We start from the raw sequence: 24873 nt of genomic DNA, 5'->3' as shown, positions 1-24873 counted from the left end.
AATCACCTCGGCTTATAAAAAGGTCTACCGAAGTGGTAGACCTTTTCAAAGATATTATACAGGAAGCACTGGGTGTTTTCGAGGTGCAGGCGCAATTTCTTTGTCTTCATAATAACGAAGTCGATCTGCAAGCTCTCGGCGTAAATCACTCGGTGTGACAATTTCATCGATAATCATCTCGGAAGCTAACTTGTAAATATCAATTTCCTCTTTATACTCGGCATGCTTTTCTTGTACAAACTTTAGTCTTTCTTTTGGATCTTCAATAGCTTCAATTTTATTGGAATAAACCGCATTTACAGCAGCTTCTGGGCCCATAACGGCGATTTGAGCCGTTGGTAGTGCTATACATACATCCGGTTCAAACGCTGGTCCAGCCATCGCATATAGTCCTGCTCCATATGCTTTACGAACAATAACAGAGATCTTCGGAACCGTTGCGGAACTCATCGCAGCAATCAACTTAGCTCCATGTCTAATTATTCCTGCTCGCTCTACTTTGGTTCCAATCATAAATCCTGGAACATCCGCTAAAAATACCAATGGAATCGAGAAGGCATCACAAAGCGAAATGAATTTTGCTGCTTTATCTGCTGAATCGACAAAGAGTACTCCACCCTTTGCTTTTGGTTGGTTAGCAAGTATTCCTACAGCTTGTCCTTCAATACGAGCAAACCCTGTAATTAGCTCTGGTGCAAATAGTTTTTTTACATCAAAGAATGTACCTTCATCTATAATTGCATCAATTGCTTCATACATATCAAACGGTGCATTTTGATTTTCTGGAATAATCGCTTCTAGTGTTCTTCCTTCTTTAATCGCTCTTGTTTCTATTTTTTTAGGCTTTTTGGTATAGTTAGCCGGGAAGAAACTTAAGTATCGCTTAGCTTCGGAAATTGCCTCTTCCTCCGAAGTTACAAGTACATCTCCAACACCACTAACTGTACAGTGCATTCGTGCACCGCCCATTTCTTCCAATGTCACCTTTTCACCAATCACTTTTTCTGCCATTCGAGGTGAACCTAAATACATGGACGCATTCCCCTCTACCATAAAGACGATATCACAAAAAGCCGGAATATATGCTCCTCCTGCTGCAGATGGACCGAATAATAAGCAGATTTGTGGAATGAATCCTGAAAGTCTTACTTGGTTATGGAATATTCTACCTGCACCTCTACGGTTCGGAAACATATCTAACTGATCGGTAATACGAGCACCTGCAGAGTCTACTAAGTATAATAATGGCACTCTATTTTTCTCTGCTATTTCTTGTATACGGATAATTTTTTCAACTGTACGAGATCCCCATGAACCCGCCTTTACAGTAGAATCATTTGCCATTACACAAACAGTTTGTCCATTTACTTTCCCAGTCGCCGTCACAACACCATCCGCCGGCAGGTCGCCCGCTTCAACATTCGCAAATCGACCATCTTCTACGTATTCTCCATTATCGAAAAGTAATTTTAAACGATCTCGTACAAATAATTTATTTTGTTGTTTCATTTTTTCGTGATATTTCTCGTGACCACCCGCATAAATAGATGTTAGCTTTTGCTCTAATCGTTCATTATACCCTTTTGTTTCTCCCACTTTGTATTACCCCCTTATATGAAATGCGCAAGCGCTCATACGAGCTTAGCAATTAAGCAACTTTTACACTTTTACCCCCGAGATGCCTTGAAGCTAGACGCCCTATAGAAAAGATTATGCTTCCTTATTCAAACGTAACTAGTACGTCGCCTTCATTAACGAAATCGCCTTCTTTTACATTGATAGCTGCTACTTTACCTGCAGTTTCTGCCTCGATAGGGATCTCCATTTTCATTGACTCAAGTACCAATACTACTTGTCCAGCGGAAACTTCTTCTCCTGCTGCTATGTTTATTGTAAATACAGTTCCTGCCATTGTTGATGCTAAATTTTTCATCGTGATATTTCCTCCCTTTGATGTACCAATCATTCCCTTAAAAAGGATATTGCATATATCCACTTTTAAAGCTTACAGTTTGTAAGAATTCATAGAAAAATGGAATATTTCCTTTACTCTTTCTATTTTAGCAGAAGAAAATACTTTTTGTGCGTTCTTTATTGCTAATTTTCTATTTTCCCCAATAAAAAAAAGCCTCTAAAGTAAGAGACTTCTAGATTATTGTCGTTCTAAATGCGTAATTCCTTGTTTGGCCCAATTCAATAATTGCTCGTAATCTTGTTTTAATAAATTATAGGCACTAGAAATTTCATCATAGGATTGCTTCATTTCATCATAGCTTTCCATCGCTAACTGTAGATGGTTTTGTAATGTAGATGAGTCTGCCACTTCTCTGACTACATGCTCTTTGCCGCTAGTTTCTTTTTTAAATATTTGTGGGCGTAGATTTTTATTCCATCTGAATGCACAAGCTTGTTTGGAGCGACCTAACAAAATGCTTGCTTCTTCAAAGCCAGAAATTTGCGTAAGACCTTGTTCTATTTTCTTTAAAACTATTTCTTTTAAAAGATTGTCTTCTTCCGCACTCCAACTATCTTTTCTAATTTTAACATTCATGTTTATCACCCTTTGCTTTTTTATTAATATATGCAAAGTGGGTACAAATAGACTCTAAAAATGGTTATCTTTTTAAAAAAGCATCAACTGCTTCGTGATGCGCGTCTTGCTCCCAAAGAATTGAACATCCCGAGACTTCTTCCATAATTCTTTCATATAATTGGGTATTTTCCCATTTTTGAATAGCTTGTTTCTTATATGCTTTCAAAACAGAGGCATGTGGAATAATCATTTTCTCGCTAAACTTATGTAGAGCATTGTATTTATCTCCTTCGTAAACTTCCGTTGCCCAGCCAATAGAAAGAAGATAATCTGAAGTATAAGGTACTGCTTCGGTTAGCATTTGCAATGCGTGGTCATATCTCATTCCTTTTTCAAATAAGTACGACCCTCCACCCCAACCAGAAGTAATTCCTAATTTCCCTTGAATAAAACCACATTTAGCTTCTTTCTTCACTAAACGAAAATCGCATAACGTAGCAATTTCACACCCGCCACCTACAGCAGTTCCGTTTAATAAAGCAATTGTTGGAACTTCTATTGTTGCTACTTCATATAAAACTTGCGCTGTTTCACTTAACATTTTATATGCTTCTTTTTCTGTTTTTAACATATGGAATACAGAGAGATCCCCACCGGAACAAAACGTTCTTTCTCCTGCTCCTGTAATGACAGCAAGTTTAATGGATGAATCTGTTTTTACTCTTTGCACCAATTGTTTAAATCCCTCTACCACTTCTCCATTAATCGCATTATGGATTGTAGGTCTGTTGATTTCAAAGATAATGATTTCATCTCTTTTTTCGATTGTATATGCCATATCCATTCCCCTTTGCAATTTATATATCAAGGGTACCATACCTCATGATCAACAAGAAGCATGGATGTGGAGGAAAATTACAAGATAATCACAATGTATAGTTTGTGCAGTTTAGGGAAATTGGAAGGTAGTCATCGACGCCCCACTACAAGTTAACTTGTTATTCTAAGAAATGGTTGCTTTCAACAGTGATTTGGTTGCTCTTACTAGTAATTTGATTGCTCTTATGTTGATTTAGTTGCTTTCCTAGTAGAATTGGTCGCTTTCAATAATTGTTGGTTGCCCTTAGCCATTTCTTGGGCATATTTATTCTGCAACTATATAGTTTGAGGGATTTAGTGCGCCAGCGCGAGTCCCCTGCGGGAAAGCGAGGCTGACAGGACCCTGGTGTCGCTCGCGACGAAGCGGCACGGCGCCCGCCCGCGGAAAGCGAAGAGCCACCATGCTAAATCCAAGCGATCACTTTCTTCAACTCACTTAGTCGCAGTTTCCCTCTCTCTATCTCATAAATTATTTCCTAAAACAAAAAAAGACTACCGAAGAGCCATGGTCTCTTTGGTAGTCTTTTACGGAACAAATACTGAATTATTTGCTCACTACTTCTTTCCCTTTGTATTGACCGCATGATTTACAAATACGGTGAGCCAATTTCATTTCACCACAATTTGAACAAGCAACCATACCAGGTACGGATAATTTAAAATGTGTACGACGTTTTCTTTTTACAGTTTTAGAAGTTCTTCTAGCTGGTACTGCCATTGGTGGCACCTCCTTACAGATCTATTATTCGTCTGTTTGATCAAAATACTTAGCTAAATCAGCTAGTCTTGGATCCAGTTTTGGTTGTTCATCTTCTTGCATATCGTTCAGATCATCATCTGTTGTATAACTCCAACCACTTCCACCTTCATGTCTAAATTGGTCTGCACCTTCTTTATACACTTGCAATGGAATTTCTAAAAGAACTAACTCTTCTAGAATAGGGTCTACATCAATGACATCTCCTTCTACCACATGGAAATTATCATGTGCTTGCGCAGAAGCAGCTGCCGTCTCAGACCAGTTGAAGATTTCATCAGATTGAATCTCAAATGGATATTCTACATCCTCCCAAGTGCGAGCACAAGGTAATATAAGAGTCCCTGAAAGCTGAAAATGACAATTCATTTGCGCTGCACCAAACGTGCAATGCCCTTTTACATGAACGGGTGAAATGTTTCGAACGTCCGGGTTTCGTTCCTTCACTTTTTCAAGTGTAACGAACTCATCTAACGGCATCCCGTTTTCACGATATTTTGCTAGTTGACTAATTGCCCATTTCATACGATTATCACCTCAAGACAACAAAGTTGATTATATAATGACTGAATTTAGATGTCAAGATAATTTCTTGTCACTACAATATAATAACATTATAATTTGATTATGAAAAGCGAAAGCGCCTATTAAAGGAATACAGTCTAAATTCGCGACATCGTGTGGCAAGCCCTTAACGGCGACGAGCTGAATGCAGGTGCAATGCACTGGAGTCGGGAACTCATGGAAAGGATTTGGTGAATTAATGAAAGCTACCGGAATTGTGGTGGAATATAATCCATTTCATAATGGACATTTACATCATTTAGAACAGTCACGAGTGAAAGCAGATAGTGAAGTTATGATTGCCGTAATGTCTGGTAACTTTTTGCAACGTGGTGAGCCAGCACTTGTTGATAAGTGGACGCGAACGAAAATGGCTCTCTACGCGGGTGTTGACTTAGTAATAGAACTACCCTACGCATTTGCTACCGCTCAAGCGAGTGATTTTGCAAAAGGAGCGATTTTTTTATTAGATGCGTTAAAATGTAAGTCATTTTGTTTTGGGAGCGAAGAGGGGTCTTTACAGGCGTTTCAGCATACGTATGATTTATTAACGGTAAATAAAGCCTCCTATAATTTAGCGATCTCCACGCTTATGAAAGAAGGCATTAGTTATCCTAAAGCATTAAACGAAGCTTATAAGCTTGTTTCTAAAGATGTGAGCGTGCCATTAGTAGACCTTTCAAAGCCAAATAACATTTTAGGCTATCACTATATAGAGGCGGCCCAAATGTTGCATACCCAAATTCAACCGGAGACCATTCAACGTGTCGTAGCTGATTACCATGATGATGCGAAAACTTCGGAAACCATTGCGAGTGCTACTGGAATTCGAAAGGTGTTGTTTGGTGATAATGATCTGTCTGCGATAGAACCTTTTTTGCCAGCTACTAGTTTAGACGCATTAAATGAATGGCAAAGTACGGCTGACTCTTTTGGTAGCTGGGAGCGATTTTATCCATTGCTACGTTTAATTATTTTACGTCATACAAAAGAGTCGCTCGCTCAATGTGCAGAAGTGACAGAAGGTATGGAAAATGCTATATGGAATGCAGCTACAACCTGTATAACCTTTCAACCTTTTATGGAAAAGATAAAATCGAAGCGTTTTACATGGACTAGAATTCAACGAATGTTAACGCATATTTATACGGAATTTACATGGGAGCAATTGCGTGAAACCGAGTTACCGACTTATATTCGTCCATTAGGAATGAATCAAAAAGGACAAGCTTATTTACAATCGATAAAAAAAGACTTGCAGCTTCCACTTGTTAGTAGAGTTGCCGCAAGTAAAAAAAATAAATTACTTCAGTTAGATATTAAAGCAGCGAACTTATATTATCTCGGTTTACAAAGTTCGTATGGTCAGCAAATGGTTGGCAGCGATTTTCGAATAGCACCAATAAGAATTTAATAATTTATTTTGGCTCTAATTTTTCTAAATATGCAAGTGCGTCGTCAACTGTTTTAACAGGTACAATTTTCATTTTTGTGCCTATTTTTTTTGCCGTTTTTACTGCTACATCATAATTGGATGTTAAATCTGGGTTTTTCTCTAATACTGCAGGGTCTATTTCATCATCAGGAGCGAACATGATTTCCATTCCTTTTCGATCGGCTGCAATTACTTTTAAGTCAATCCCACCAATACGTCCTACGGTACCATCTGGTAGCATCTCCCCAGTTCCGGCAATATTATGTCCTTTTGTAAGATCTTCAGGCAACAATTGATTTAATATTTCCAATGTAAACATAAGACCAGCAGAAGGCCCCCCAATATCTTCGGTATGCATATTGACGACTGGTGTAGTTTCAACTATTTTATCCTCTTTATAAGATATCCCGATTCCTGGTTTATCAAGAACGCCAGGTACTATTTTAAGTGTGACCTCTTTCTTTAGTTCCTTGCCTTCTCGTTCGACTACTAATTGAATCGTATCTCCTTCTTGTTTATCAGCCAAATATGTTTGTATGGATGCTTCCGTTAAATCCTTTTCATTATCCATCTCCAAAATTTTATCCCCAGGTTCTAAAATACCGTCTGCAGCACTACCATCCACTACATTAAAAATAAATATTCCGTTATTTGTGATTGTATAAGGCTTATTCGCTCGATTGTATGCAACCGTAATAGCATTAAATTGAGAATCAGACATAAGCTTTAATTGACGAACATTATATTCTTTGTCGTCTTCATCTTCCTGCCTAATTTGATTTGCCTTATATATTTTTTGATTATCCACTAGTTTAGCGTATGCGTATGTAAGTGGAGTAGCTTTTGCAAGTGCTATGGTGAGTAGACTCATGGTGCCGATGTCATCCTCGTCTCCACCGTCCACTTCTACAAATGGTGAAAGCTCATAGGCACCTCCTGGTTTGGAAATATAGGATTCCATTGGATAGAAGGCAAGTGCCAGCACAATCGCAAATACGAAAAGAAGGATTACGGACTTTCTCTTCTTCATAAGTTCTCCCTCTCTTTCTTAACTATATATGAGTATTAGTTTATCACTTCCATTTTTTTCTGACAAAACAATCGAAAATAAAGGATGAAATTACATGCATATAATTATTACTATCGCAAGCTGGGCATTAATAATTTTATTATTTCTACAACCTGGTACAGCCCATAAGGGGGCCGTAGAAGGAATGCGTATCTTTACGACGGCATTACTTCCTTATTTGTTGCCTTATTTAGTCATTACCCAAATGTTTATAAGATCACAAAATAATTTTTTACATACAACGAATAAGTTTAAATTGTATATGAATGTTTACATATTAAGTGCGATTGGGGGATTTCCAAGTGGAGCTGCTGTTATTTCTTCCTTGAAGGAAATGGGTACCTTAAATGAACGTAACGCTAGTTGGTTATTAGGGATTTGTCATGCGCCGAGTCCAATGTTTGTTATTGGATTTGTTGGAATAGAAATTTTTCACGAAGAATTTGCAGGGTTGAAATTGTTAATTATTATCCATCTGATCAATTTAATCTTTCTTTTAGTATTCATCTTTTTTTCCAAGCCTATTCAACAGAATGAATACAAAGCAACAATTGCCATTTCTCCATTCCAAGAAAGTATTAAAGAAACCTCCCAAATATTATTGCTAATCGGTACAACCGTCATCTTTTTCACTACAGTAAGTATTGTTGTATTTGAATCTGTGAAGGAAGTGTTTCCATCTATTTCACCATTATTGTTAGTATTTGTCGCTTCTTTTTTTGAAATGACAGGTGGAATCAGTTTAGCAGGAGAAATACTCGCAGGAAAAGCTATACTTCCATTTATCGTAGCAATCATTGTAGCCTTTAGCGGTTTAAGTATTCATATGCAAATTATAGTACTTGCCCAAAAAGCTAGAATTCCTATCAAACGTTATATTCTATTCCGTTTTCTACACATGCTGATAATCCCATTGTTTTTTATTATTTAAGCAAGTTATGACAAAAGCCGTTTTGGTCTAGATGATAAGTCACACCTGAACTAAAGCTCTTATGCTTCTTTCTCCAGCCCACTTTAGTTCACAAGAACATATAATAGGGAAACTGCGAAGTAGCTAATTTATGAAGTTGTCCGCTAGATTTTCACTGCAGTCGTACGCTTTCCGCCAGGTGAGCGATGAGCCATTCCCTCCGCTTAGGGCGTCGTTGGAATGTCTCATTTTGCTCCCTCATCCGGCAGGAGTCGACGCCTGCAGCAAAAATCATTGGTAAATTCTTTGTTATTGATGAACGACTTGCTAAAAACAAAATCATCAACAGTTTTCCACTCTGTAGATCCTAAAAATGGATAAGGGCGACCAAACAGTTGACGAAAGCAACCAGTTCTAGTCTGAGAGCAACCAAACGATTGTTGAGAGCAACTAGTTCTAGTTTGAAAGCAACCAAATTAATCCTGTGAGCAACCAATATTAATAAAACAAGTTTACTTGGAAGTGAGACGCCGATAACTACCGCACAGTTTCCCCTATACCACGTACAATAAAAAACATGTCATTCCCTTTTCTACAAAAAAAAAGTTATCCTCATCTCTAAATCTTTTCTAGTTTCTTAAACCATGAAAAAAACCTTGCCACATTGGCAAGGTTACGATTTATTAAATTTTTTTCGTAAAGCAGCTTCCACATGGGGAGGGACTAATTCTTCTATTTTCCCTCCATATTTAGCTACTTCTTTAACGATACTAGAACTTAAAAAAGAATATTGGTTTTTGGTCATGATAAAAAATGTTTCGATTTCATCGTTTAAAACACGGTTCATCGATGTGATTTGCATTTCATATTCGAAATCGGAAACTGCACGTAGTCCTCTTATAATTGCACTTGCATGGACACTTTCTGCATAATCCATCAACAATCCAGAATAAGTCTCTACTTTTACATTGGAAAGATGACTGGTTGCCTCTTTAATAAGCTCCATTCTTTCCTCCACAGAAAATAGAGGATTTTTAGAAGAGTTATTTAATACGACAACATTGACTTGTCCAAAGACAGCCGCTCCTCTATTTATGATATCTAAATGCCCGTTTGTTATTGGATCAAAGCTTCCTGGTACAACTGCGATTTTAACCAATTTAATTCCCCTCTTCTTCTAAACGTTTACGATAAATAGAAATAATTGTACCACCGTAAGTTTCCCGTCTAGCAAGAGTAAAAGTATCAAAATCAGCTGCCAGGTCAACCGTTTTATCATGCTCACACACGATAATTCCCGTATCGCTCATACATCCAACTTCTACAATCTTTTGGGCTAAATCATAAAATGCAGTCTTATTATACGGTGGATCTACAAATAATAACTCGATTTTCAATTCTCTTTTTTCAAATGCCTTTACTGCTCGAGCAGCATCTATTCTATATATTTCACTTAAATCCTCTAAACGACATTTCTTTAAATTTTCGTTTATCGTTTGAATGGCTTTCTGATCTTTTTCGATGAAAATACATAAATCGATTCCTCGACTTAATGATTCAATGCCTAAGTTTCCACTTCCAGCAAATAAATCTACTGCGACCCCTCCGTCAAAATAAGGACCAATCATATTAAAAATAGATTCCTTCACTTTATCCGTTGTAGGTCGTGTATTTGTTCCAGGCACCGCTTTTAATGGCAACCCTTTTCTCGATCCTGATATTACTCTCATGTTTGAACTCCTAATGTTAAAATGTAGAAGACTCTGTAATATTTATTCGGTCTTCTTGTTTTTCTATATCCAATAAAAACAATCGAATCATCCATGCTTCTTCAATATAAAATTCCGATCCGATTCGCTCAAACGGTTCTGACATTGCGTCATATCGTTTTTCATTCAACACGTAAAATGGTTCCTGAATCGGGAAACGAAATGCTCTTGAATCATTTTGCACATATAAACCTTTATCTGTATCATTTAATGTGTAGCCCAGTTCAGCTAACAATGGTCCGGCAGCATATAAAATTTTCCCGTCTTTCATTAATAATTTCAGCTCTTCTTGTTGTACTCCATTCACATAAACAGTACGCGAATCCTCAAAAAGTAGCGGAAACTTGTCTAACTCAGATTGGAGATTCAATTGAAAAAATGAAGTGTTCGATCCGATTACTTCCGACAGGAGTTCATCTAATTTTTCCGCATTTAACGAACTATTTTTAGTCAATTTCGTTTTCCATTCCGATAACTGATTGGTTGTAAAATAATTTTTAAGTGTTTCATACATCCAAACTGATTTTTCGGATCCGATTGATCTATCCATCGAAAAACTACTAACCACTTCAGAAAGCAACGAATTATCATCGGTCAATCCATATTGGTATTGAACAGTTTTCACAATCAACTCACGTTCAATTGAGTCAATATCTTTACTCTTCATAAATACGATACGTGGTGACTTAATATTATTTTTGTTTTCAGTGAAAAGCAAGGTTATATGCGCACTATTTGGAATATTCAAGTTATCTAATCGTACACGTAATTCTTCTGTAAGCTCTTCATTTGAATGAACAGTTAAATAATCATTCTTATATTTCACTGGTATAACTGCTTGTTGCCAATATAAGTCTGACATATTTCCAGCTCCAGAAAAAAGAGTATAATCGATTAAATTTAACGATGTGGACCCTATTACCGGTAAACCGCTAACCCACATCCCTCCTCTTTTTACCTCATCCGTTACATGAAGCGTTGTATAGGAGACTCCGCCCTTTTCAATCTTTGCTAAAAATCCAGAAAGTAATATTCCGTCTGGTAATCCATCAGCTAATGGAATTTCATACGAAATACTCTGTTTGGTTGACTCTCCTTCTTCAAACGAAGTTAAATCATCCGATAATCGACTACAGCTGTCACTTGTGGTGCCCAACTCACAGCTTCTATTTACACTTGAAATTGGCCAGGCAATGGTCATTTTCTCTTGTGGCAAATGAAGAAAATGTTGCTTAACAATAACTTTGTCACGTTTAAACTTTAGTTCAATTTCTTGTTCATAAGAAAAAGTTTGCTCCTCTTCCTCCAAACTAGAGGAATAAACGTGATATTGAAATAAAAGCAAAACGCTATTTGTTACCACAAGCAACATAGTCAAAAAACTTATAACAAATTTCATAGAATTTTCCTCCAACAAAGTGGTAAGATGGATTGGAAAGGAAGTGTCCCCATTGATTCAACGTTTTATAGAGCTAGGTGAAGGTTATGGAGATGTATTTGAGCTTTGTGAACTCGCACGATTAACTAGAAATCGTATACATCACGCCTTCTTATTCACATCTAAAAAAGAGGATAAAGAGTACTTTTCCATTGCAGTTGCTCTAAAGCCTATTAATAATGCTAACTTCTTCCCAATATATATATGTCGAGAAGGAATACCAAAATCGGAAGCTGTACCTAAAAGACTTTCAGCGTTTAAAGAGACGTTAGAAGAGCTAGAAATCGACCCAATCCAAATCGACGTGAAACATTCTTCCACTTTTGTAGACACAAATTTATTTTATCAGTATATAATTGGCGTTTTACGGTTAAATAACTTAATACCGCCGCTTCAATAAACGAGAGTAGATTTTACAAACCAATTTTATAATCGTATTCTTTCGCTTTATCTGGCTTACTATTTTCAAACTCAGTTTTTAAAAATGGACGGTACGATTCTAGAATTTCTTTTACAAAAGGAAGTTTGTTCATCTTTTGTTTGGCAGTATCTATTTGATCTTGATCACAATATAACACGACATATTTCATCTTTTTAGAAATATAATGGACATGGCCATATTTTCTTAGTGATTTCGCTTGTTTTAGATGATGCACATAGACAATTAATCCTTGTCTTTCTGTCATACTTTTTCCCCTCATTTCTTCCTCTTTAGGATAACATATCCGGGAAAATGATAGCAACAACAACTAGCTGACAGTTGAACGTTCAAAAGTTATAATGAGAGAAGCTAACGGTTAAAAGGAGGATAAATCGATTAATGGGAAAAAAGACTAATGTTGTTTTCGCTATTGCCGCAGCTGCAGGAGCAGCTTGGGCCAGTACAAAAGCTATTTCTAAACCACAAAGTCGTACTCCAAAAGAAGCGCTTGAATACGAGCAACCAATCATTCTAGCACATCGAGGAGGAGCTGCGCTTGCTCCAGAATGTTCGCTTGCCGCTTTTGAAAATGCAGCAAAATTAGGAGTCCATGGATTTGAAATAGATATACGATTAACAAAAGATGAAGAGATTATCGTTTTTCACGATGAAGACTTAGATAGAGTTACAAATTTAAATGGCAAAGTAGCTAATTACACATTGGCGCAATTAAAAGAAGCAGACCTAGGTCACCACTTTGTCGATTTAGAAGGCGCTTATTCATATAGAGGTTGCGGAGAAAAAATAATCACTTTAGATGAGCTTCTAGATGCATATCCCCAAATGCTTATAAATATCGATATTAAAGATGCTCCCCAAACTTATGAGGGTAGCTTAATGCCTTCCAAGCTTTGGAGACTATTAGAGGAAAAACAAGTTTACAAGCGCGTTGTAGTTACTAGTTTTTATGACGAGCAAATAGATCGCTTTAACTTATATGCACAAAATACAGTTGCTTTAGGAGCTGGTGAAAAAGAAGTAAAAAAAGCATATACTGCATACACTAGCCAATTTAAGCATTTATACCATCCAAAGGCAGATGTATTTCAAATTCCGGTGAAATCGAATGTATTTCCGCTAGACAGTGCAGGCTTTATCAAACATATCACTTCCTTGAATATCCCCGTTCACTATTGGACTATCAATGATCCGGTAGTCATGAGGAAATTGATCCAAAACGGTGCAAAAGGAATCATTACAGATCGCCCCGACATAGCAATTGAAGCATTAAAGCTAGACTAAAAAGGATGTGTGCAAACAAATGCACACATCCTTCGTATTTCTTATGCAGAACAAGAGCAAGCTCCACCAGTACCACAGCCGCTCCCACAACTAGAGCCACTGGATGCAAAAAACGGGTTGCTCACTGGAACTTTCACACCTTCTGAAACTGATTTACCGATTAGCAGGCTCACTTCATCGAGCAAATCTTGTAATTCATTTTCCGCAACTCTTAATGTTGCAATTTCATCTACCATATCCAATTTTCGTTTAGTTACGCGGATATCCTTCATAACTTTCGAATAATCGGGATGATATTTTCCGAATCGTTGGACCTCTTCATATTGGTCTTTAAGTTTCGTAAAATGATTAATTTCACGTACTAGATTCGAATTTGTATATACAGCACGATGTGCATTTAAATAATGACAAAATTGTTCAGAGGAAAGAACCATTGTACATAGCATATCTGATTGGTCCATTATAGTGGCCCATTCATTGGTCATTATCAATTATAAAACCTCCAATCTGTGTATATCATACCAGAAATGGAGAAGCAATTGCCAAATTATTTACTTACTGTTAGGAGAAAAAAACAATGAACGAATTACAATCATTACTGCACCAAGTTGCAGAAAACGCATCAGAAGCAGATATGGCCCTACTAAAAGACTTTCTTATAGCTATCCAAAAGAAGCAGCAAAATACTTCTACAACCTATTTAAATGCGGTTTTACAAATGGATATTCAATTTGAACAGGATACATGTATCGTCACTTTTCCTATTACGCCTCTTTCCTTTAATACATTTGATAAACCACATGGAGGAATTATTGCAACAGTCATGGATAATGCGATGGGATACCTTGTAAACAAAGATTTACGACCGGAAGGAAAAGGAGCAGTAACGACAAATATGAACATTCATTATGTGAAGGCAGCTACACAAGAATCGTTAATCGCTACAGCATCCTATCTACATAAAGGTCGCCAAACATTAGTGTTAGAATGCTCAGTCACTCAACCAGATGGTAAAAGAATCGCTCATGCTACTGGGTCATTTTTTGTTATTAATCCCCCCGACTCTTCTAAATAATTGCGTACAACTTGATGATCAGAAAAAGGGACGACAAGACCATTAGTAATTTGTTCTTGCTCATGTCCCTTTCCTGCTACTAAAATGACGTCTCCTTTTTGAGCAGTGCTTAATGCCAAAATAATCGCTTTTTCCCGATCAGGTTCGATGATTACTTTGCTAAGGTTCACGCCACTTACAATTTCAGCAATAATGTCTTCTGGACGTTCATCTCTTGGATTGTCAGAAGTAATAATTATTCTTGTCGCATATTTTGTCGCAACTTCTCCCATACCTTTTCTCTTTTGTTTATCTCGATTTCCTCCGCAACCAAACACCACATACACATCCTTTTTGGCATAGGATGTAATCGTAGATAAACAAGCCTCCAATGCATCAGGAGTATGGGCATAGTCAATAAGAACCTCCACCCCTTTACCATTAGGTATTTGCTCTAATCTCCCTTTTGGCAATGTTAGTGCTTTTACGTCTCCAAGAGGAATATTTAATCCCGATAAACATGCTAATGCTGCCGCTATATTCATCCCATTATAATAGCCACTGTTTTTCATCTTTAATTGTACTTCTTTATCTCTCACAATATATTTGTAATAGACAACTTCTTTTGAATAATCCGCTTTTTGGTAAATGACGTCATTCGTATATCGTTCACCAAAACGTATAACTGGAAGCTCCGTCTTTTCTGCGATTGATCTACACCACTCATCATCATCATTTATGACAATTTGTTTGGAAAGCGTGGTAAGTAGCTCTTTTGATTTTTTATATGGTACCATTCCACCGTGAAATTCTAGGTGATCCTTTCCTATATTTAAAAAAACACCTACATCGATCGGATACATACCTAATCGATTGTCCAACAATCCTTGAGAAGAAGCTTCCAATACAATATATTCAACATCACGTTCAAAACAATATTTTACTACTTGTAAAAAATCATAAAACGGCAATGTTGTATTACTTCTAAAAGGACGTTCCAGTTTTTGACCATTTATAAAAACGCCTAATGTGCCAATAACACACACTGATTTTTGTTGTTGCATTAATAATTGTCCTATAAAAGAAGCAACGGTTGTTTTTCCGTTGGTGCCAGTTATCCCAATAGTTTTTATATTTTCCCCATACAATTTATGTGCCATAAGGGAAATTCTTTCTTTAAACAAATGCATATCGGTCGGTAAAATAACTTGAGGCACGCTACAGTCATGGATAAAATATTCGGTGAGTATCGCTTTTGCACCGTTTTGTATCGCCTCTTCTATAAATACTCGATTCCCTGTTTCCGAAACGAATATATCCCCTTCTTCAATTTGCTTCGAGTGATCGATAAATCTGTTTATCATAAAGTCCTTCAAATCACCTGTAACTTTGTATTCCAAACAATTTAATAGTTCTTTTAAAGGAAAAATAGTAACACACTCCCTACACCATTCTTGTGAGTTCGCATAAAGTAAAGTGAATTCCTTGTATCGTATGAACGGAGTGTTTGAAATGTCACGAGATGAGTGGTTGAAAATATGATTGTGCAAAAATTCGGTGGAATTGCAATGCAAGATCATCAAAACAGGAAATTGGTATTAGCAAGGATTAAAAAAGCAATTAGTATACATCAAAAAGTTTTGGTAGTTGTTTCTGCAATGGGAAGAAGAGGACAGCACTATGCAACGGACACCTTATTAGATTTAATACCTAGCTCCGGGAACAGTGTTGAAACTGATTTACTTTCGGCTTGTGGTGAACTAATATCTGCCTCAGTACTTTGTTCGGAGTTAAAAGAAGCAGGGATTTTAGCAACTCTTTTATACGGGAAAAGTGCGGGAATTATGACCAACAATGCGTATGGAGATGCTCAAATAGAAAAAGTAGAAACAACATCCATAACAGCCGCCTTCCAACAAGTCAATTGTATAGTCGTACCAGGTTTTCAAGGTCTCTCAGAAGAAACGCAAACCTTCACTACACTTGGAAGAGGTGGCAGTGATCTAACGGCAGTCGTTTATGGACATTATTTGAATGCAGATGTCGTGGAGTTTTATAAAAATGTTCCTGGTGTTATGACTTCTGATCCTTTTAGAGAGAAAAACGTTCAATTAATTTCTTCTATGACTTATGAAGAATTGCAACATAAAATCAATGGACCAGTAGAGGTCATACAAAAAAGAGCAGCTAAATTTGCTGCCCTTCATAATGTTCCCTTGCATATTCGCTCACTATATGAAGATAAAGAAGGTACTTTTGTTTTTAACTAGGTATTTTTCAAGCCCGTTATCAATTGATTTCCGGAATTAAAACTTTTCAAAAAACGTATAAGCCTTCCCTTTGCTTTTGTATGTTTTTGATATGCTTTGGATGACATAATCACTGCAACATTACTAAGGGATAATTATTATCCAATACCAATCAAGTTCTAGGCAATTGATATGGAAAAGAAAAAATGCAAAAGGGATGCGACTGTGTCGTATCCTTTTTGCATCATGAAGCATTGGTATTTGTGTGGAACTTGTTCTCTTCAATACCCCTTCTTTACATATTTTTAATGCACCGAGTGTTTCTCACAATAGTTAGGGGTACTGTTGGTTAATCAATATTGATACCACTTTTTCTTGTTTTTACTTTATGTTGTTCTATTAAATTTTGCGTATAGTAGTTACTATATACTCCTACCCCCGTATGTGTATACCATTCGCCTAGTATAGAAGCTCGATGATCTCTCGAATTTAACCAACCATTAACAGCTTCACCTGCATCAAAGTAAAAAGCGGCTGTGTTCCCGGCTGCACGTGTAAACTCAATGGATGATTCCTTTAACTTATCACTAAATTTAGGAATTTCAGATGTCTCATTAATAACTACATTATTTTTTGCCATTTCTTCACTATGTCCCCTTGCAATTTGTTGCAATGCATAATCAGACTCCAACACCTGTAAACCATGCCTGTGACGAATAACATTTGTCATTTCGACAACCTGACGCTCATTCGCCCTATCTATTGCGGCTTGTAAGGAAGAAGCTGGGGTTTCCACATCTATCATCGTGCCATTATATAAAATATCGTACGGTCTTAGTTTTAATAGCGTGTTTGCATCTGTAAACCGTACTGCCTCTAGCTGTTGATCTTCCATATCTATATATAAGATGGCAAACAAATTATCAAATGGTACTAAAATACGTGTATTTATATCTTCTTCTGTTAAGGAAAATGTATACGTATTCGAATCTATTGATATGGTGACTTCAGATTGTACAAGTGTAAATCGATAAATATCTGTTAGCGACTGTCCTATTTTATATGGAGTAACATCTATATCGTTACCAATTGCAAAGGATTGGGTTATCTGACCTTCTGTTATGCCAAACAGTTTATAGGTAGAAAAGGAATCATTATACACCCACCATTCATAATCAAAACCCGACGGTTCAACTCTCGTGGGCTTACCAAACAATTCAATCAGCTTTTGAGATGACTCACCTATTAACGTGGATACCCCTTCCTTTGGTCTATCAAAAATGTTTGCTGGCTCCGTAACCTCCGGTAATTGCTGTGGTATTAACTGCCCAGAATTGTTAGAACCTCTTATAAGCTCATTTTCCTGCACAGGATTATCAAAATATATAAAAATTACCAGTACAATAGTAATAGCTACTAATATGCGGAATAGATTTTTCATCTCATTTTTCTCCTTAACAATTACTTCGTTTTCACTAGTATATCAAGCATACATGGAAAGACACAATGTTGCCATTGCAACATTTTCAAATTTGAATTAATATTAATGAGAACGTATTCTTTGGTAATCGAACGTGAAGGAGGACTATTCAATGTATTTCGAAAACACTGGTATAGAAAACACTGTCATTGATCTAAATTTATTAGATGATCTTATGAAAAAGAACGGATTAATCCGCGCTGGTCAGTGGGATTACGAACGTGTAACTTATGACAAAAAGTATGAAATAAAAGAAGGAACATTTTATCTTCGAGTATTTGGTTTTACAAAAGACGGGGATGTAGGCGCTCATGATGCAAACATCACATTATTGAAACCAGTAGTCGGCAAACATTACTATCCACATGGTGTAGAATATGGCGAAAATGAAGTTTTCCCAAATCATTTAGTAAAATCATGTGAACAAGTATTAGCTGCTCTAAAAAAAGACTTAAGTGCATTTGAACTACAAGCATAATAAGGGCTGCATGAAACGCTAGAGAATAATTCCTCTGGCGTTTTTTATCTGTTCAAATATAGATATGTTGTCTATACTAGGAAAAAAGCTGAAGAAAGGAGTATAACCAATCTTGTTGAAACTCTTTAAAAAAGAGTATGTGAAATATATAATTACATGTCTCTTCCTTATATTAATTGCTATTTTTATCATTCCAGTATCGCTTCCAATCATCTTAGCCTTGATTACTGCAATCATTATTGAACCTCTTGTAAAGCTGACCCAACGAACATTTAAATGGAATCGAAAACTAGCAGTTATGACTAATTTCTTTTTCTTTATCATTATTATTTCAGCTTTTATATATTTTGTAATTACAAAGCTTATAAGCCAGCTCATTTATACATCTAAAGTAATCCCTTTTCATTTAAATAGTTTAACTGGCATATGGATCAATGTGCAGAATAACCTGTTTCAATACACGGAAGGCCTACCAAAAGAAGTCGTAGAGTCCATCCAGGATAAATTCGATTCTACTCTTATGAGTATGAAAGATGCTTTACTCGACTTGCTAAGCTATTCGAATATCACTGCTCTTCTAACTAATGTACCAAACTTTTTAATCAGCTTTATCGTATTCATTATTGCTCTTTTCTTGTTTATGCTAGACTTGGAAAGGTTACGAACTAAATTCTTTCGGTATTTGTCTGATGACACTGCTGAAAAAGTACGTGTGATGAGCACAAGTGTAAAAAAAGTAACAATCGGATTTATGAAAGCACAAATTTTAGCGAGCTTTATTATTTTAGGTGCTTCGCTTATCGGATTATTATTTATCATCTCGCCAAAGTATGCGATCATTATGGCACTGATTATATGGATTGTAGATATTATTCCTATTTTAGGTTCAATCGCTATTTTAGCCCCATGGGCAATTTATGAATATCTAACAGGAGATATTGTTTTAGGTACTAAACTGACAATATTAGCGATAATACTTTTAATAATCCGAAGAGCCGTCGAACCAAAATTAATGGGTTCCCAAATGGGAATATCACCACTGGCAATATTGATTGCCATGTTCATCGGTGCAAAATTATTTGGCTTTCTTGGATTTATAATTGGACCGCTCATCGTCATTCTTTTTATAACCGCTAGAGAAGCTGGAATGATAAAGCTTAACTTTAAACTATAGCAATACTTTTAGGATAAATAGCAAAAAGTAGCATGTGGAAACTTCTCTAATTCCCACATGCTACTTTTTATGTTTAACCGCCTATAATCGCTTTTATGACAGAAGTTGTTTCTCCACCGTGATAAAATACATACAGTAATAGATACACCGCAACTCCGGTAATTGCAACAAAGAACCAAATTATACTGGTAATAGGACCAATTTTACGATGCTTCGCAATATTATTCTTTAATCCTAAAACAATCGTTACAATTCCAAAAACAGCACCAGTAGTCGCTAGTACAATATGGAAGACTAAAAATATTGTATAATAAATTTTTATATCATCTGGTCCACCAAATGCGGTATTTCCGATAAAAATTGTTCTTGACGCATAAATGATGAAAAAAATCAAAGCAGAAATGGCTGCAGCAAACATTGTTTTCTTATGTGCCTCTATTTTTCTTTGCGATACTAATACCCATCCAATTGCAACTAATACTGCGCTTAACACGATGAAAAAGGTACTAATAGTAGGTAATACAGGTAAACTCATCGTCATTTCTCCTTGAATACATTAAAATTTGTTATCGTAACTGGCTTTAAGCTTTAAATCATCTAGAGCTTTCTGAGTAATTTCATCAGCTGTTTCTTGTTCATTTTTAAACCATTTAAAGAAAATCGAAGCTAACACTACAGCATAAATAACTTCTTGAATAATTTTCATCAAAATACCACCAAGTTGTTGATCCGCTTCAGGTGACATATTAGAAAATAGCTCAGGACCAGAAAGTGATAAACCAGATAGTGTACTAGAAGGTACACATAATTCCATCGCTTTAAGCCATGCCTCTCCATCGGTATACGTAGTATAATTTGCAGCTCCTGAGAAAATGATTAAAGCACAAGCTGGTGTTATTAATATAGCACTTCCTACTATAAAACCAATCTTCTTTAGACCATGTAGTCCCTTCTCGCCTTTAATAACATCCACAATAGACCACCACATGAAAATAGCAGAAATAAATAAAATAAACGTATATGTTCCATGCAATACCTCGTCCATTTTAATATAATCAAGAATCAATGGAATATGATAAAGCGAAAACAAACCTGAAAATACAATTAACGAAAATAATGGTTTAGTTAAAACAGGAAATACCTTTCGTACAGCAGGTAATTCAATGACAGCTTTCCATACCCACCATGGAATCCCTTTTAATAATAACGGCGGGATTAACAATAGTAACAAAGCCATTTGTACCATGTGATAGGAGAACATGATATGAGCCATCAAATCTACCGGTGATCCTTTAACAATATAAACGAGGACTATACTTGTTAAAAAATATGCAATTTCTTTTTTTGTTAAAGGTTCTGAAACTTTAAAGTCTTTTCGCCATTTGACTGTTATTAAAAAATATAAAATAGTTATAAACACTAATAATCCGATTAATATTGGACTCCAATTAGCCTGAAAACCAAATATACTTAAAGGCATAGGTAACCTCTCTCCTTTATTTTTACTACTAATTCCATTATAGAGCGCAACTACAATAACTTCAATGAACGAACTATGACAAATGAAAAACTCCTGTTTTAAAGAATGTTCCTTATACAATATAGAAATTTATAAGTGACCTGAGATACTTCACATTATAGGGAAACTGCGACTTAGTAAGTTTGAAGGAATTGACCGCTGGGATTTAGCACGGTGGCGCCTCGCTTTCAGCGGGCGAGTGACGAGCCGCTTCGTCGCGAGCGACTGCAGGGTCTCGCCTGTCTCGCTTTCACTCAGGAGTCTCGTGCCGCCGCTCTAAATCCCTCAAATTATGTAGTGGCAGAATAAGTATATCCAATAAATGACTAAGGGCAATCAAAAAATCTCGAAAGCAACCAACTCTAGTCTAAGAGCAATCAAACGAATGTGAAGAGCAACAAGTTGCAGTCTTACAGCAACCAAATGACCCCTGAGAGCAACCAATTTTCCTAAAACAAGTTAACTTGGAGTGAGATGGCAATAATAATAGAGCACTAACGGTGATTATTTTCCATAAGGCTTCCACTTGCTAACTTTGTCGCGTTCAGTGGTAGCTTTGTCGTTTTCGAAATAAGTTCTGGCGTGTTTCATAGTGGCTATTATCTCACTCAACTATTTGGCGGATTCTGATAAGTAAGCATTTACCATTGATTTTCGCTTCAGACGTCGACTCCTGCCGAGGCCAACAGGATGTTGGTTTCTAAGGCGTTGCCACACGATGTGGCGATCTTAGCCTTTGTTCCTCCGCCTGAGCAAAATGAGACATTCCACCGACGCCCTAAGCGGAGGGAATGGCTCATCGCTCACCCGGCGGAAAGCGTACGACTGCAGTGAAAATCATAACGGACACTAATAGAGCAATTTAATTTACCGCACAGTTCCCCTAAACAGTTATTTCCTTTATAATATCTGAAACCATTCTCCTAATCAGAAAAAAAGCCGAGCCTAAGAATACTCTTAGACTCGACTTTTTAGTTTGGATTAACCCCACCAGATGATCGTTAAGAACGTAAGGATGAAGATAAATCCGAAGAATGCCCCAACAAATAAGAAATACATTGGAACGTTATGATTTTTTTCACTCATATGCATGAAGTAAAAAAGTTGTAATGCCACTTGAACTGCTGCAAGTAACAAAATTACAGGTGCTATTAAGTATTTAGAGAAACCAGCTGCAACAGTAGTGAATGCAATTAGTGTAAAGAAAATCATAATTGCAAAAGTTGTTATCTGGTTGCGCATATCTTGTCTTCTCTTTTGCTTAATATAATTAAATTCAGCATCAGACTTAACATAAACTTGAGCGTCGTGAGACATATTAACCAACAACTCCCATCAAGTATACTACTGTAAAGATGAATACCCACACAACGTCAATGAAGTGCCAGTATAGAGAAGCAGTATAGTATTTTGGTGCATTATACAAGCTAAATCCACGCTTCGCGTTACGTACGATTAATAGTGTAATCCATACTAAACCAACTACAACGTGCAAACCGTGCGTTCCAACTAACGTAAAGAAAGCAGATGAAAATGCACTTTGACTATAATTAAAACCTAAATGTACATAGTGATTAAACTCATAAATCTCTAAAGCTAAAAACGCTAGCCCAAGAACAACCGTAATTCCCAACCAAAGCTGCATACCTTTAAAGTTATGGTTTTTCATATGATACATTGCATAAACACTTGTTAATGAAGAAGTAAGAAGTATCATCGTCATAACGAATACTAGTGGTAATTCGAATAGTGACTGAGTAGAAAACTCCATACCACTTGGTCCTTTATTTTTAAGCGCTAAATAAGTAGCAAATAAACTTGCAAACAGTACAGTTTCTCCACCTAGAAACAGCCAGAAACCTAAAAACTTGTTCTTACCTTCCATTGTAACTTGTTCTGGGTGATCTGGCCAAGTTTGTGGGGTGTACTTTTTATTTAAGTCCATTATTATTTACCCCCTTTTTCATTCATCAAATCTTCTTTGTGAATATGGAAACCATGATCATCTTTTAATGAACGAACAGCCATTGAACCAAAAGTAATAGCGAATCCAAGTACTAATACTGGAATAGACCATTCTTTTTCACCGTGATAAAGAGCTCCGAAACCAGCGATAAATAATCCAACTGTCATTACGAAAGGAATAAATGAGTTGTTTGGCATATGGATATCAGAAAGAGGCTCTGCATATGTCATACCTTCTTTATTTCCTTCTTGTTTTTCAATCCAGAACGGGTCAAGTCCACGAACAAGTGGAGTTTGTCTAAAGTTATAAAATGGAACTGGTTGTGGAATAGCCCACTCTAACGTACGTCCATCTTCCCAAGGGTCATTGCCAACTGGTACGTTTCTAACAGCCGTAACAATGATATTATATACAAGAATTATAACACCAATTGCCATGAATGCTGCACCGACCGAGCTGATTAAGTTGAATAAATCCCAACCTTGGTCTGCTCTAAACGTAAATACTCGACGAGGCATCCCCATTAGTCCTAAGAAATGCTGAATAAAGAATGTTAAATGGAAACCGATAAAGAAGAACCAGAAAGTCCATTTACCTAATTTTTCGCTTAACATTTGGTTAAACATTAAAGGCCAATATAGATGTACTGCTGCTAAAATTGCAAGCACAACCCCACCTACGATTACATAGTGGAAATGGGCAACGATAAAGTAAGAATCATGTAATTGATAATCAAGAGGAGCAGCCCCTTGCATTACACCTGTTACCCCACCAGCTACGAATGAAGGAATAAATCCTAAAGCATAAAGCATAGGAGTCGTAACTTTAATACTTCCTCCCCACATCGTAAGCAACCAGTTAAAGATTTTCATACCAGTAGGTACAGCGATTGCCATTGTAGCAACTGCGAAAATAGCGTTTGCTGTAGGTCCTAAACCAACTGTAAACATATGGTGAGCCCAAACCATGAATCCTAAGAAACCGATTAATACGGTCGCAAATACCATAGATGAGTAACCAAATAGACGTTTACGAGAAAAAATAGTGAAAATTTCTGAGAAAATACCGAAAGCCGGTAATATTAAGATATATACTTCAGGATGTCCAAATATCCAGAATAAATGCTCCCAAATAATTGTATTACCACCCATTGTATGGTCAAAGAAGTTACCTCCGAACATACGGTCAAGGATTAAGAAGAATAATCCGATTGTAAGTGGTGGGAAAGCAAAAAGAATTAACGCACTTGCAACAAATGTAGTCCATGTGAATAATGGCATACGCATATATGTCATACCCGGTGCACGCATATTAATAATCGTTACAAGGAAGTTAATACCACCTATGTAAGTACCAGCACCAGCTATCTGTAGTCCGATTGCATAAAAGTCAATACCATGACCTGGTGAAGCTAAAGATAACGAAGCGTAAGAAGTCCACCCTGCGTCAGGTGCACCGCCCATAAACCAAGAAAGGTTAAGGAATAGACCACCAAATAGGAATAACCAAAAACCAAGTGAATTTAAGAATGGAAACGCAACGTCACGTGCCCCAATTTGAAGTGGCATAACAGCGTTCATAAAACCAAATAATATTGGCATGGCCGCAAGGAAAATCATCGTTGTTCCGTGCATTGTAATAATTTCATTAAACAGACCAGCACTAACAAAATCGTTATCTGGCTTCGCTAATTGAATACGAATTAGCATTGCCTCAATACCGCCGATTACGAAAAATAATCCACCAGCAATGAGGTACATGACCGCTATCTTTTTATGGTCGACTGTTGTTAAGTAGTCCCATAAAGTTGCGCCAAAGCCCTTTTTCTGTGCGATTGAACTCACAACTTTAACCTCCCTCATAATTATCTACTGAA

The 24873-nt window shown here is 36.7% G+C and carries 27 protein-coding genes; 8 read left to right on the top strand and 19 right to left on the bottom strand.

What is annotated here, in order from left to right:
* Nucleotides 1-54: 54 nt before the first annotated feature.
* The 6 genes from ACIP9W_RS15810 to ACIP9W_RS15785 form a co-directional block, all read right to left on the bottom strand.
* Complete coding sequence (locus ACIP9W_RS15810) at nt 55-1596, bottom strand: acyl-CoA carboxylase subunit beta (protein ID WP_400791276.1); 1542 nt, start codon at nt 1594-1596, stop codon at nt 55-57.
* Nucleotides 1597-1720: 124 nt separating this feature from the next.
* Nucleotides 1721-1933: an acetyl-CoA carboxylase biotin carboxyl carrier protein subunit gene (locus ACIP9W_RS15805; protein WP_400791273.1), complete on the bottom strand. Its 213-nt coding sequence runs from the start codon at nt 1931-1933 to the stop codon at nt 1721-1723.
* Between the two features lie 219 nt (nt 1934-2152).
* Nucleotides 2153-2551, bottom strand: coding sequence for a hypothetical protein (locus ACIP9W_RS15800; RefSeq protein ID WP_400791271.1), 399 nt, complete (start codon nt 2549-2551; stop codon nt 2153-2155).
* A gap of 64 nt (nt 2552-2615) precedes the next feature.
* Entirely contained in the window at nt 2616-3371 is a 756-nt protein-coding gene (locus ACIP9W_RS15795; protein WP_400791268.1) for an enoyl-CoA hydratase/isomerase family protein, read from the bottom strand.
* A 585-nt stretch (nt 3372-3956) separates the two neighbouring features.
* Entirely contained in the window at nt 3957-4130 is a 174-nt protein-coding gene (gene rpmF / locus ACIP9W_RS15790; RefSeq protein ID WP_093263953.1) for a 50S ribosomal protein L32, read from the bottom strand.
* A gap of 24 nt (nt 4131-4154) precedes the next feature.
* Nucleotides 4155-4694, bottom strand: coding sequence for a YceD family protein (locus ACIP9W_RS15785; protein WP_400791264.1), 540 nt, complete (start codon nt 4692-4694; stop codon nt 4155-4157).
* A 238-nt stretch (nt 4695-4932) separates the two neighbouring features.
* On the opposite strand from ACIP9W_RS15785, the gene ACIP9W_RS15780 reads away from it, so the two are divergent.
* Nucleotides 4933-6147: a nucleotidyltransferase gene (locus tag ACIP9W_RS15780; protein WP_400791261.1), complete on the top strand. Its 1215-nt coding sequence runs from the start codon at nt 4933-4935 to the stop codon at nt 6145-6147.
* Between the two features lie 4 nt (nt 6148-6151).
* Here ACIP9W_RS15780 and ACIP9W_RS15775 read toward each other — a convergent pair whose 3' ends face one another.
* Nucleotides 6152-7198, bottom strand: coding sequence for a SepM family pheromone-processing serine protease (locus ACIP9W_RS15775; protein WP_400791259.1), 1047 nt, complete (start codon nt 7196-7198; stop codon nt 6152-6154).
* Nucleotides 7199-7292: 94 nt separating this feature from the next.
* Here ACIP9W_RS15775 and ACIP9W_RS15770 point away from each other — a divergent pair, with 94 nt between their 5' ends.
* On the top strand, nt 7293-8168 hold the full coding sequence (locus ACIP9W_RS15770; protein WP_400791256.1) for a hypothetical protein: 876 nt from the start codon (nt 7293-7295) through the stop codon (nt 8166-8168).
* 652 nt (nt 8169-8820) lie between these two features.
* On the opposite strand, the gene coaD is transcribed toward ACIP9W_RS15770, so the two are convergent.
* The 3 genes from coaD to ACIP9W_RS15755 are packed head-to-tail and all read right to left on the bottom strand — an operon-like array spanning nt 8821 to nt 11315.
* Entirely contained in the window at nt 8821-9306 is a 486-nt protein-coding gene (coaD, locus tag ACIP9W_RS15765; RefSeq protein WP_400791253.1) for a pantetheine-phosphate adenylyltransferase, read from the bottom strand.
* Nucleotide 9307: 1 nt separating this feature from the next.
* Entirely contained in the window at nt 9308-9877 is a 570-nt protein-coding gene (rsmD, locus tag ACIP9W_RS15760; RefSeq protein WP_400791250.1) for a 16S rRNA (guanine(966)-N(2))-methyltransferase RsmD, read from the bottom strand.
* 16 nt (nt 9878-9893) lie between these two features.
* Nucleotides 9894-11315: a hypothetical protein gene (locus tag ACIP9W_RS15755; protein ID WP_400791247.1), complete on the bottom strand. Its 1422-nt coding sequence runs from the start codon at nt 11313-11315 to the stop codon at nt 9894-9896.
* Nucleotides 11316-11367: 52 nt separating this feature from the next.
* On the opposite strand from ACIP9W_RS15755, the gene ACIP9W_RS15750 reads away from it, so the two are divergent.
* The gene (locus ACIP9W_RS15750) at nt 11368-11754 is read left to right on the top strand and encodes a DUF7147 family protein (RefSeq protein WP_400791244.1); all 387 of its coding nucleotides are present in this window, start codon (nt 11368-11370) and stop codon (nt 11752-11754) included.
* Nucleotides 11755-11767: 13 nt separating this feature from the next.
* Here the strand turns inward: ACIP9W_RS15750 and ACIP9W_RS15745 are convergent, their stop codons facing one another.
* Complete coding sequence (locus tag ACIP9W_RS15745; protein WP_142537627.1) at nt 11768-12040, bottom strand: YlbG family protein; 273 nt, start codon at nt 12038-12040, stop codon at nt 11768-11770.
* A 134-nt stretch (nt 12041-12174) separates the two neighbouring features.
* On the opposite strand from ACIP9W_RS15745, the gene ACIP9W_RS15740 reads away from it, so the two are divergent.
* Entirely contained in the window at nt 12175-13077 is a 903-nt protein-coding gene (locus ACIP9W_RS15740; RefSeq protein ID WP_400791241.1) for a glycerophosphodiester phosphodiesterase family protein, read from the top strand.
* A gap of 41 nt (nt 13078-13118) precedes the next feature.
* Here ACIP9W_RS15740 and ACIP9W_RS15735 read toward each other — a convergent pair whose 3' ends face one another.
* Nucleotides 13119-13568, bottom strand: coding sequence for a YlbF/YmcA family competence regulator (locus tag ACIP9W_RS15735; protein WP_400791238.1), 450 nt, complete (start codon nt 13566-13568; stop codon nt 13119-13121).
* Between the two features lie 86 nt (nt 13569-13654).
* Between ACIP9W_RS15735 and ACIP9W_RS15730 the strand changes: the two genes are divergently transcribed.
* Nucleotides 13655-14152 (top strand): PaaI family thioesterase, encoded by a 498-nt coding sequence (locus tag ACIP9W_RS15730; RefSeq protein ID WP_400791235.1) that lies wholly within the window; start codon nt 13655-13657, stop codon nt 14150-14152.
* Here the strand turns inward: ACIP9W_RS15730 and ACIP9W_RS15725 are convergent.
* The gene (locus tag ACIP9W_RS15725; RefSeq protein WP_400791232.1) at nt 14101-15495 is read right to left on the bottom strand and encodes a UDP-N-acetylmuramoyl-L-alanyl-D-glutamate--2,6-diaminopimelate ligase; all 1395 of its coding nucleotides are present in this window, start codon (nt 15493-15495) and stop codon (nt 14101-14103) included. The genes ACIP9W_RS15730 and ACIP9W_RS15725 overlap by 52 nt on opposite strands.
* 174 nt (nt 15496-15669) lie before the next feature.
* On the opposite strand from ACIP9W_RS15725, the gene ACIP9W_RS15720 reads away from it, so the two are divergent.
* On the top strand, nt 15670-16401 hold the full coding sequence (locus tag ACIP9W_RS15720; RefSeq protein WP_400791229.1) for an amino acid kinase family protein: 732 nt from the start codon (nt 15670-15672) through the stop codon (nt 16399-16401).
* 328 nt (nt 16402-16729) lie between these two features.
* On the opposite strand, the gene ACIP9W_RS15715 is transcribed toward ACIP9W_RS15720, so the two are convergent.
* Entirely contained in the window at nt 16730-17821 is a 1092-nt protein-coding gene (locus ACIP9W_RS15715) for a CAP domain-containing protein (RefSeq protein ID WP_400791226.1), read from the bottom strand.
* A gap of 151 nt (nt 17822-17972) precedes the next feature.
* Here ACIP9W_RS15715 and ACIP9W_RS15710 point away from each other — a divergent pair, with 151 nt between their 5' ends.
* Nucleotides 17973-18338, top strand: coding sequence for a YugN family protein (locus ACIP9W_RS15710; RefSeq protein ID WP_282245768.1), 366 nt, complete (start codon nt 17973-17975; stop codon nt 18336-18338).
* Nucleotides 18339-18450: 112 nt separating this feature from the next.
* A complete protein-coding gene (ytvI, locus tag ACIP9W_RS15705) occupies nt 18451-19512 on the top strand; it encodes a sporulation integral membrane protein YtvI (RefSeq protein WP_400791223.1) in 1062 nt (353 codons plus the stop codon).
* Between the two features lie 73 nt (nt 19513-19585).
* Here the strand turns inward: ytvI and ACIP9W_RS15700 are convergent, their stop codons facing one another.
* From ACIP9W_RS15700 to ACIP9W_RS15680, 5 genes are all read right to left on the bottom strand, one after another.
* Nucleotides 19586-20047, bottom strand: coding sequence for a DUF420 domain-containing protein (locus ACIP9W_RS15700; protein WP_188713279.1), 462 nt, complete (start codon nt 20045-20047; stop codon nt 19586-19588).
* A gap of 21 nt (nt 20048-20068) precedes the next feature.
* Nucleotides 20069-20992, bottom strand: a complete 924-nt coding sequence (gene ctaG / locus ACIP9W_RS15695) for a cytochrome c oxidase assembly factor CtaG (RefSeq protein ID WP_282245775.1) — start codon at nt 20990-20992, stop codon at nt 20069-20071.
* 1020 nt (nt 20993-22012) lie between these two features.
* A complete protein-coding gene (gene ctaF / locus ACIP9W_RS15690; protein WP_142537616.1) occupies nt 22013-22348 on the bottom strand; it encodes a cytochrome c oxidase subunit IVB in 336 nt (111 codons plus the stop codon).
* A gap of 1 nt (nt 22349) precedes the next feature.
* Nucleotides 22350-22976, bottom strand: coding sequence for a cytochrome (ubi)quinol oxidase subunit III (locus ACIP9W_RS15685; protein ID WP_142537615.1), 627 nt, complete (start codon nt 22974-22976; stop codon nt 22350-22352).
* A 2-nt stretch (nt 22977-22978) separates the two neighbouring features.
* Complete coding sequence (locus tag ACIP9W_RS15680) at nt 22979-24841, bottom strand: cytochrome c oxidase subunit I (protein WP_400791218.1); 1863 nt, start codon at nt 24839-24841, stop codon at nt 22979-22981.
* Between the last annotated feature and the right edge of the window lie 32 nt (nt 24842-24873).

The organism is Psychrobacillus sp. NPDC093180 (genome assembly GCF_044754065.1).
Classification (GTDB): Bacteria; Bacillota; Bacilli; order Bacillales_A; family Planococcaceae; genus Psychrobacillus.
Note: the sequence above shows the minus strand (reverse complement) of the source record. Positions and strands in the feature narration are given on the sequence as shown.

What these genes read in the sequence shown, in the direction of transcription:
- ACIP9W_RS15805 (WP_400791273.1), bottom strand. Translation starts at nt 1,933, where the DNA reads ATGAAAAATTTAGCATCAACAATGGCAGGAACTGTATTTACAATAAAC.
- ACIP9W_RS15800 (WP_400791271.1), bottom strand. Translation starts at nt 2,551, where the DNA reads ATGAATGTTAAAATTAGAAAAGATAGTTGGAGTGCGGAAGAAGACAAT.
- ACIP9W_RS15795 (WP_400791268.1), bottom strand. Translation starts at nt 3,371, where the DNA reads ATGGCATATACAATCGAAAAAAGAGATGAAATCATTATCTTTGAAATC.
- rpmF (WP_093263953.1), bottom strand. Translation starts at nt 4,130, where the DNA reads ATGGCAGTACCAGCTAGAAGAACTTCTAAAACTGTAAAAAGAAAACGT.
- ACIP9W_RS15785 (WP_400791264.1), bottom strand. Translation starts at nt 4,694, where the DNA reads ATGAAATGGGCAATTAGTCAACTAGCAAAATATCGTGAAAACGGGATG.
- ACIP9W_RS15780 (WP_400791261.1), top strand. Translation starts at nt 4,933, where the DNA reads ATGAAAGCTACCGGAATTGTGGTGGAATATAATCCATTTCATAATGGA.
- ACIP9W_RS15775 (WP_400791259.1), bottom strand. Translation starts at nt 7,198, where the DNA reads ATGAAGAAGAGAAAGTCCGTAATCCTTCTTTTCGTATTTGCGATTGTG.
- ACIP9W_RS15770 (WP_400791256.1), top strand. Translation starts at nt 7,293, where the DNA reads ATGCATATAATTATTACTATCGCAAGCTGGGCATTAATAATTTTATTA.
- rsmD (WP_400791250.1), bottom strand. Translation starts at nt 9,877, where the DNA reads ATGAGAGTAATATCAGGATCGAGAAAAGGGTTGCCATTAAAAGCGGTG.
- ACIP9W_RS15755 (WP_400791247.1), bottom strand. Translation starts at nt 11,315, where the DNA reads ATGAAATTTGTTATAAGTTTTTTGACTATGTTGCTTGTGGTAACAAAT.
- ACIP9W_RS15745 (WP_142537627.1), bottom strand. Translation starts at nt 12,040, where the DNA reads ATGACAGAAAGACAAGGATTAATTGTCTATGTGCATCATCTAAAACAA.
- ACIP9W_RS15740 (WP_400791241.1), top strand. Translation starts at nt 12,175, where the DNA reads ATGGGAAAAAAGACTAATGTTGTTTTCGCTATTGCCGCAGCTGCAGGA.
- ACIP9W_RS15730 (WP_400791235.1), top strand. Translation starts at nt 13,655, where the DNA reads ATGAACGAATTACAATCATTACTGCACCAAGTTGCAGAAAACGCATCA.
- ACIP9W_RS15725 (WP_400791232.1), bottom strand. Translation starts at nt 15,495, where the DNA reads ATGATAAACAGATTTATCGATCACTCGAAGCAAATTGAAGAAGGGGAT.
- ACIP9W_RS15720 (WP_400791229.1), top strand. Translation starts at nt 15,670, where the DNA reads ATGATTGTGCAAAAATTCGGTGGAATTGCAATGCAAGATCATCAAAAC.
- ACIP9W_RS15715 (WP_400791226.1), bottom strand. Translation starts at nt 17,821, where the DNA reads ATGAAAAATCTATTCCGCATATTAGTAGCTATTACTATTGTACTGGTA.
- ACIP9W_RS15710 (WP_282245768.1), top strand. Translation starts at nt 17,973, where the DNA reads ATGTATTTCGAAAACACTGGTATAGAAAACACTGTCATTGATCTAAAT.
- ACIP9W_RS15700 (WP_188713279.1), bottom strand. Translation starts at nt 20,047, where the DNA reads ATGAGTTTACCTGTATTACCTACTATTAGTACCTTTTTCATCGTGTTA.
- ctaG (WP_282245775.1), bottom strand. Translation starts at nt 20,992, where the DNA reads ATGCCTTTAAGTATATTTGGTTTTCAGGCTAATTGGAGTCCAATATTA.
- ctaF (WP_142537616.1), bottom strand. Translation starts at nt 22,348, where the DNA reads ATGTCTCACGACGCTCAAGTTTATGTTAAGTCTGATGCTGAATTTAAT.
- ACIP9W_RS15685 (WP_142537615.1), bottom strand. Translation starts at nt 22,976, where the DNA reads ATGGACTTAAATAAAAAGTACACCCCACAAACTTGGCCAGATCACCCA.